Raw genomic sequence first — 8,147 nt, 5'->3', positions numbered from 1 at the left:
GATCCGGATCGGGAATCGTTTCGATACTGTAACGCCGCGAATTCGGTGTCGTGGCGGTCTCCGTCCCGTCCCGGTCTTCGACGGACTCCTGACCGATCTGGGCCAGCGCCTGACGGAAGAGTTCTTTTTCCCGCGCGACGCGTTCTTGCATGACCTGCCGGGCGCGCTCGGCCAACAACAGGCCTTGATAGCAGAAGGAGCGTGGGACTTCAGCACCGTGAAGCCGAGTCAGCCAGGCGCGCGTATCCACGACCGTGGCGCCGGGTTCTTTCAGCCGCGCGATGGCCGCGTCCCAGGAGGCCGGGTAATGCACGTCGCCGGCGAGCCGCTGGATTTCCCGCATGTCCCGGTACAGCCCGGGAAGCTCGCGCGCCAGACAGGCGTTGAGACGCGCGGTCTCGAGCGCGTGAAACCGGCGCGCCGCCGTGTCCGGCGCGTCGAAACTCGCGAGCCACTCGGCCAGCGGCGCTTCGTTGTCCGGCACGCGAAACGTCCCGTACCAGGTCTGGGCCCACAGGTAGGCCGCCATGATCTTGTAGAGGCGGAAGTTGTCCGGACGTCCGGCGAAACAGTTGAGGCGCTCGGGCAGGAACAACGTGGCCGTATCGGTGCCGGTTTCCGCGGCGGCCTCGATCTTGAGCGGCCGTCCGGCCAGCCCCTGGATGAATAGTTCCAGCACGTGGTGGATTTCATCCAGCGCCACGCTGCGATCCGTCTCCGCCGCCGCGTCGGCGAAGGACTGCACCTGGCCGAAGGCGGCGCAGCCCGGATACAACCCCTGGTTGTCGTACACGTCCATGGCGTGGATGATCCACGCCTCTATCGTCGGCGCCGACATGAGACCAAAGGCCTCGGGTGCGCGTGCCGCGAACTGGTACGCCATCTCGGAATTGGTCTTGGTGATGATGTCCACCCAGCGCAGCACGAAATCCTGTTGTGCGCGTTCCAATTCCGCCAGCGCCTTGGCGAGCGCCGCCGCGGTGCGCCGCGAGGACAGAACCGGGTCGAGCGACTCGTCGAGGCGCGCTTCGAGCTCGGCGGCAGTGAGGGGTTGAGTGTTCATAAGAAGTTTTACCGCCAAGGACGCCAAGGACGCCAAGAATTGGTGAATTTGAACTTTGCTACTCTTGGCGTTCTTGGCGGTTCAATACATTAAAATAGCGACGCGCTGAGCTCGTTGACCGCGGCGATCATCTCGGGATCGTCGGTGAGCGCTTCGGCGATCGCGGTGCGGCAGGCGGCGCGCGGGGCGATGCCCGCGCTCATCAGCTTGCCGGCGTGCACCAGCAGCCGCGTGCTCGCGCCTTCATCGAGACCACTGCCCTTCAGGTTGCGCGTCATGGCGGCGAACCTGACGAGCCGTTCGGCCATGGGCTCATCGACCCCGGTTTCGCGCCGGACGATTTTCTTCTCGAGCGCCGCGGCGGGGTAGTTGAACTCGACGGCGACGAAGCGCTGGCGCGTGCTCTGCTTCAGGTCCTTGAGCACGCTCTGGTAGCCGGGGTTGTAAGAAATGGCGAGACAGAACTCGGGGCCGGCGGTCAGCAGCTCGCCGGTTTTTTCGACCGGCAGCACGCGCCGGTCGTCGGCGAGCGGATGGATGACCACGGTAGTGTCCTTGCGCGCCTCGACGATTTCGTCGAGATAAAGGATGGCCCCGATGCGCACGGCGCGCGCCATCGGCCCGTCCACCCACACGGTTTCGTTGGCGGTGATGAGATAGCGGCCGACGAGGTCGGTGGCGGTGAGATCGTCGTGGCACGACACGGTGATGAGCGGGCGCTTCAGACGCCAGGCCATGTGCTGCATGAAGCGCGTCTTGCCGCAGCCGGTGGGACCCTTCAGCAGCACCGGCAGTTTCTGCCGGAACGCCGCCTCGAACACGGACACCTCGTCGCCGACCGGCTCGTAGTAAGGCTCATCTTTTATGAGGTATTCCTCGGCCTTGGTAGCGCGAGAGGGGGCGGAATTTTTTGATACTGACATGGGTGGCATGGATATCCGTTATTCGTTGACCGGCCCAGTATGCCAAAATAGCTTGCCGGCACAAGAAAGATATTGACGCTCACGGCGGGCATGCCGAAAATGCATCAGATAGTGCGCCCGTTTCGTACGCGGATTCCCGCGTTATATATAAGCGTTCTATCCGCGCATACGAAATTTCAATCCAGTTATACTGCCTGGCTTGTGGCACCCTGATCGATTGCGGGGTATTGTTGCCGTCCCGTAATTCAGGCGGTAAGCATTTTCTGAACAATTCCGCGGTGGAGGCATGGCAATGACGGATGTAGTCGCGACGAACGAGACTATATTGGTGGTCGGCGGGGGCATCAGCGGCATGACCGCGGCCCTCGAAGCCGCTGAGTGTGGCAAGGACGTGGTGCTGGTGGAAAAAAGCCCGAGCCTCGGCGGTCGGGTGAGCCAGCTCTATAAATATTTTCCCAAGCTGTGCCATCCCACCTGCGGCCTGGAGATAAACCTCAGGCGTCTCAAGGCGAATAAACGCATCCGTGTGTTGACGCTGGCCGAGGTAAGCACGATTGCCGGCAAGCCCGGCGACTATACCGCCAGCATCAAAATATCGCCGCGTTACGTGAATGAGAACTGCACCGCCTGCGGCGAATGCGCCACGGCAGTGAGCGCGGAGATTTCGAATCCGTTCAATTACAACATGGACAAAATCAAGGCGGCGTACCTGCCGTTTTCCATGGCCTATCCGCAGCGCTACGTGATCGACCCCTCGATCATCGGCACGCCCGACGCCGAGAAGGCGAAGAGCGCGTGCAAGTACAACGCCGTCGATCTCGGCATGAAGGAAGAGACGGTCAAGCTCAAGGTCGGTGCCGTGGTCTGGGCCACCGGCTGGAAGCCGTACGACGCGAACAAGATCCAGCCCTACGGCTACGACCGTTACGCCAATGTGATCACCAGCGTCGAGTTCGAGCGCATGCTGGACCCGTTCGGTCCGACCGGCGGCAAGCTGGTGCGGCCTTCCGACGGCAAGGAAGCCAAGAACGTCGCCTTCATCCAGTGCGCCGGTTCGCGCGACCGCAATCATTTGAAACACTGCTCGCGCATCTGCTGCATGGCCTCGCTCAAGCAGACCACCTACGTGCGCGAGAAGTTCGGCGACGACGCCAATGTTTCGATCTACTACATCGACATCCGCGCCATCGACCGCCTCGAGGATTTCTACAAGAAGGTCCAGGCCGATCCCAAGGTGAAATTCATCAAGTCCAAGGTCGCCAATATCACCGAGGACAAGGCTTCGGGCGATCCCATCCTGCACGGCGTGGACACCGAAGGTTATTATCGCTACGACACCAAGCATGACCTCGTGGTGCTCGCGATCGGCATGGAGCCGAGCGTGGACGCCAGCAAGATCATGAAGGGCGTGGCCGCGGACGCGAGCGGCTTTATCGACATCAACGCGACTACCGAAGCGGTGTTCGGCGCCGGCTGCGCGTCCAACGCGCTCGACGTCAACCGTTCGGTGCAGAACGCCACGGCCGCGGCGCTGCGGGCGATTCAAGTGATTAACCGCGTATCCCGGGCGGAGGCTTAATTCCCATGGCGGACATGAAAGTTGGTGCATACATCTGCAAGGGCTGCGGCATCGGCGAGCGCCTCGACACCGCGCAGCTCGCGATGATCGCGCAGAAAGAGGGTAAGGCGCAGGTCGTGCGCGAGCATGAATTCCTGTGTAACGCCAGCGGCGTGGAGATGATCAAAAACGACATCGCCAACGAGGGCGTGAACCACGTGGTGATCGCTGCCTGCTCGCGCCGCGCCAAGGTCGAGACTTTCAATTTTGAAAATGTCGCGATCTCGCGCGCCAACCTGCGTGAGGGCGTGATCTGGGCGACGCCCGCCGACGCCGACAAGAAGGAGCTGGTGCAGGAAATGGCGGCGGACTACGTGCGCATGGGCTGTGCCGAATCGATCAAGATGCTGATACCGCGGACCAATCCCAGCCTCGGCCACAACAAGCGCATCCTGGTGGTCGGCGGCGGCATCTCCGGCATGACCGCGGCGATCGAGTCCGCGAAGACCGGTTACGACGTGCTGCTGGTGGAGAAGACCGGCAGCCTCGGCGGTTGGGCGGCGAAGTTGCACAAGCGTGTGCCGAACCGCGAGCCATACGCCGAGCCGGTCGACACCGGCATCGCCGACCTCATCAAGCAGATCGAGTCGGACAAACACATCAAGGTGTTCCTGAATTCGACCCTCAGCAAGACCAGCGGCTCGCCCGGACAGTTCAGCGTCGATATCTCGAAGGAATCGGGCGGCACCACAACTGAAAATATCGGCGGCATCATCATGGCCTCGGGCTTCACGCCGTACGACATGAACAAATTGCCGTACTTGGGCGCGGGCAAGAGCAAGGACGTGGTGGATCAGCTCGGACTGGAAGCCTTGGCGAAGGCCGCCAAGGGCGGAGCGATCAAACGGCCGTCCGACGGCAAGGAAGTGAAAAGCGTGGTGTTCGTGCAGTGCGCCGGCCAGCGCTCCGACAAGGAAGGCGAACTGCCGTACTGCTCCGGTCATTGCTGCAACACCTCGATCAAGCAGGCGATGTACTTCAAGAATCAGAACCCGGACATCGACACCAATGTCATCTACACCGATCTGCGCACGCCGGGCAATGGCGAGGATTTCTACCGCAGCGCGCAGAAGAAGGGCGTGACTTTCACCAAGGGTAACGTGGGCGAGGTCGTTCCCGGGAGCGGTGGCCTTGAGGTCAAGTTCAAGGATTTGATCCTGAATGACGATGCCGTGGCCAAGGCCGATCTCGTGGTATTGGCGACCGGCCAAGTGGCCAATTCCGGTATCGATATGGAGGCGCAGTTGTTGGCGGAAGCCACGGAGCGTGACGATGCCAAGAAGGCCAAGGATGCCGGAGAAGCGGTCGCGCAGCATCAGGAAAAGCCCAAGGGAGTTTCCATTCTCAACCTGACCTACCGTCAGGGACCGGACCTGCCGCACCTCAAGTACGGCTTCAACGACTCGCACTTCATCTGTTTCCCGTACGAAACGCGCCGTACCGGCATCTACTCCTGCGGCCCGGTGCGCCGTCCGATGGACATGGCGCAGGCGATCGAAGACGCGACCGGCGCCGCGCTCAAGGCGATCCAGGCAGTGGAAAACGCCGGCCTCGGCCGTGCCGCGCATCCGCGCTCGGGCGATTTGTCGTTCCCCGAGTTTCGCAAGGAAGGCTGCACCCAGTGCAAGCGTTGCACCGTGGAGTGTCCGTTCGGCGCGATCGACGAGGACGAAGCGCGTTACCCGGTGTTCAACGAATCCCGCTGCCGCCGTTGCGGCACCTGCATGGGTGCCTGCCCGGTGCGCGTGATTTCGTTTGAGAACTACTCGGTGGATACGGTGGGTTCACAGATCAAGGGCGTGGACATGCCCGACCAGTTCTCGGAAAAACCGCGCATCCTGGTGCTGGCCTGCGAAAACGACGCTTATCCGGCGCTCGACATGGCGGCCATGAACCACATTCAGTACAGCGCCTTTACGCGCGTGATTCCGGTGCGCTGCCTGGGTTCGGTGAACACCATTTGGGTGACCGATGCGCTCAACAGCGGCTATGACGGCGTGATCCTGATGGGCTGCCAGAAGGGCGAGAACTACCAGTGCCACTTCGTGAAGGGCTCTGAGATTGCGCACACCCGCATGAGCAAGATCGACGACACACTGAAGCAGCTCTCGCTGGAAGTAGAGCGCGTGAAGACCTACGAGGTGGCGATCACCGACATTCAGCGCGCGCCCGCCCTCATCAACGAGATGGCCGAGACGATCCAGAAGATCGGCATGTCTCCCTTGAAGTTTTAGCGAGTAGGGTTTGTTGCCCTCTCCCCTTGCCCTCTCCCGCGAAGCGGGAGAGGGGGAGTTGGAAGAGAGAGATAGATATACTAGGTTCTAACGAGGAACCCTTAATGACTGATCTAAATAAAGTGATGGTGGAGAAGTACCGCAACGACTTCCTCAAGGAGGTCGAGGCAAACGTCGAGGAGGGCAACTGGGTCAAGATGTGCATGCAGTGCGGCGTGTGCTCGGGATCCTGCCCGCTCGGGACGGCCTGGGAACACCCGCCGCAGGAAATCTTCATGATGATCCGCGCCGGCAAGCGCGACGAGGTGCTGAGAAGCGAGTCCATGTGGATGTGCACCTCGTGCTACAACTGCGTCGTGCGCTGCCCGCGCGAGCTCCCGATCACCCACATCATGCACGGCCTGGCGAACTACGCGCACCGGATCGGCATCGCACCCAAGATGAATCCGACACGACGCTTCGCCAAGCTGTTTTGGCAGAACATCACCGCGGGTGGACGCGTGAACGAGCTGAAGCTTTCCGTCGGCTTGTATTTCATGGATGGCTTCGCCCCCGGCATCAAAAAGGGTCTGGAGATGCTGCCGGTCGGCCTGGGCATGCTCAAGACCGGTCGCCTGAACCCCTTCGGCTTTTTCAGCGGCGGCAAATGCAAAGGCGCCGGCGATATCCGCAAGATGATCAAGAAAGCCAAAGAGATCGAAGACAAGCGCAAGGGTTTTGCGTCCGGAAATACATAGATTCATACCAACTCCCCCTCTCCCGCTTGCGGGAGAGGGTAAGGGGAGAGGGCAAAGGTGACACATGGCACGTAAAGAATATTCGTTTTATCCGGGTTGTTCCTCGGAGCGCAAGGCTTCGGCCTCGAACTACATGACGTCGGTCGAGTCCATGTGCAAGACGCTGGATATCAAGCTGAACGAAATTCCCGATTGGAACTGCTGCGGCGCGTCCATCGGTTACGCCGAGGGCGGCGAGCTGCCGCGTCACGTGATGAACGCGCGCAACGAGGCTTTGTCCGAAAAGCATAACGGTGGTCAGGATATCGTCGCGACTTGCGCCGCCTGCTGGCTGGGCGCGAAGGAATCGCAGGAGCGCATCTCCCATTCCGGCGAGCTGCTGGGAGATATCAAGAGCATTCTTGCCGAGGTCGGCCTGGAGTACGAAGGCAAGCAGAAGATCCGCCACATGGTCGAAGTGCTGATCGAAGACCTGGGCTACGAGGAATTGGGCAAGCCGGTCGTGAAGCCGCTCGATGGCATCAAGATCGCCGGTTACGTCGGCTGCCAGACCAACCGCCCGTTCGGCGTGCTGGGCGAGTCGTTCGAGAACCCGAAGTATCTGGACAAGCTGGTCGAGACCGTGGGCGCGACGCCGCTCGAGAAGTACGAGGAAAAGGTCACCTGCTGCGGCGGCGCGTTGGCGTTTTCCGAACCCGAAAAGAGCCAGGTGCAGATCAAGAAGATCATCGAGTCGGCCTACGACCACGGCGCCGACATGATCGTCACGCCGTGCCCGGTGTGCCAGATGAACGTCGAGGTATATCAGGGTCAGATCAACAAGAAGTACGGCACCAAGTTCAAGATCCCGGTGGTGTACTACTCCCAGCTCATGGCGGTGGCCTATGGGGCGACTGCCAAGGAAGCGGCGCTCGATGGCAACATCGTCCGCGCCACCCAGCTCGAGGAGATCGCGGCCAAACCCGCAAAGAAGTAAAAAGTCACCGGCATTTCGTAAACAAAAAGCCCGCGCAAGCGGGCTTTTTGTTGCCTGGCGGCTCACCATGGCACCTGGCCACCCCGCCTTTCATGACCCGTGGCAGCAAAACCCGGGGCTTTGCCTATACTTTCAAAATGCACGCCGGCGCCCTCTGCGCCCACGGTATTTTCGGAAATGGAATCTCACGATCTCAAAACCCAGGTTCTGGCTTCGCCAGGGTCGGCCATGGCCGGCCCCGCTCCGGACGTGGCCGCCATCCTCGCGACACGCCACGAAGTGCTGGAGTCACTGGGCGAGGGCGGCATGGGCCTGGTTTACCGGGTGCGCGACCGGGAGACCAATGAAATCCTGGCGCTCAAGCTGTTGCGTCCGGAGATCGCCCGCGACCCGGCGATGATGGAGCGGTTCAAGGACGAAATCCGGCTGGCGCGCCGGATCACCCACAAGAATGTCTGCCGCATCCACGATTTCAATCGCGTTGACGATCTGGTGTACATCACCATGGAATTCGTGGACGGCGAAAGCCTGCGCGCCTATCTCAAGCGCGCCGGCAAGTTGTCGCCGGAACGCGTCATCGATCTCGCGCGCCAGAT

General features: G+C 61.2%; 6 protein-coding genes and 1 pseudogene. 5 read left to right on the top strand and 2 right to left on the bottom strand.

Going from position 1 to position 8,147, the window contains the following annotated elements; all coding sequences use genetic code 11:
* Together ACC569_RS13145 and ACC569_RS13140 are read right to left on the bottom strand one after the other, a co-directional pair.
* Window positions 1-1,063, bottom strand: a pseudogene (locus ACC569_RS13145) (hypothetical protein); the annotation flags it as partial.
* Window positions 1,064-1,152: 89 nt separating this feature from the next.
* Window positions 1,153-1,986, bottom strand: a complete 834-nt coding sequence (locus tag ACC569_RS13140) for a CbbQ/NirQ/NorQ/GpvN family protein (RefSeq protein WP_372523987.1) — start codon at window positions 1,984-1,986, stop codon at window positions 1,153-1,155.
* A 292-nt stretch (window positions 1,987-2,278) separates the two neighbouring features.
* Between ACC569_RS13140 and ACC569_RS13135 the strand changes: the two genes are divergently transcribed.
* The 5 genes from ACC569_RS13135 to ACC569_RS13115 form a co-directional block, all read left to right on the top strand.
* Window positions 2,279-3,565 (top strand): CoB--CoM heterodisulfide reductase iron-sulfur subunit A family protein, encoded by a 1,287-nt coding sequence (locus tag ACC569_RS13135; RefSeq protein WP_372523986.1) that lies wholly within the window; start codon window positions 2,279-2,281, stop codon window positions 3,563-3,565.
* Between the two features lie 5 nt (window positions 3,566-3,570).
* Complete coding sequence (locus tag ACC569_RS13130; RefSeq protein ID WP_372523985.1) at window positions 3,571-5,838, top strand: hydrogenase iron-sulfur subunit; 2,268 nt, start codon at window positions 3,571-3,573, stop codon at window positions 5,836-5,838.
* Window positions 5,839-5,942: 104 nt separating this feature from the next.
* Complete coding sequence (locus tag ACC569_RS13125) at window positions 5,943-6,575, top strand: 4Fe-4S dicluster domain-containing protein (RefSeq protein WP_372523984.1); 633 nt, start codon at window positions 5,943-5,945, stop codon at window positions 6,573-6,575.
* Between the two features lie 64 nt (window positions 6,576-6,639).
* Complete coding sequence (locus ACC569_RS13120; protein WP_372523983.1) at window positions 6,640-7,551, top strand: CoB--CoM heterodisulfide reductase iron-sulfur subunit B family protein; 912 nt, start codon at window positions 6,640-6,642, stop codon at window positions 7,549-7,551.
* Window positions 7,552-7,779: 228 nt separating this feature from the next.
* Window positions 7,780-8,147 (top strand): protein kinase (locus tag ACC569_RS13115; protein ID WP_372523982.1); only part of this gene is annotated, 368 nt, incomplete at its 3' end.

The organism is Sulfuricaulis sp., assembly GCF_041499725.1.
Lineage (GTDB): Bacteria > Pseudomonadota > Gammaproteobacteria > Acidiferrobacterales > Sulfurifustaceae > Sulfuricaulis.
Note: the sequence above shows the minus strand (reverse complement) of the source record. Positions and strands in the feature narration are given on the sequence as shown.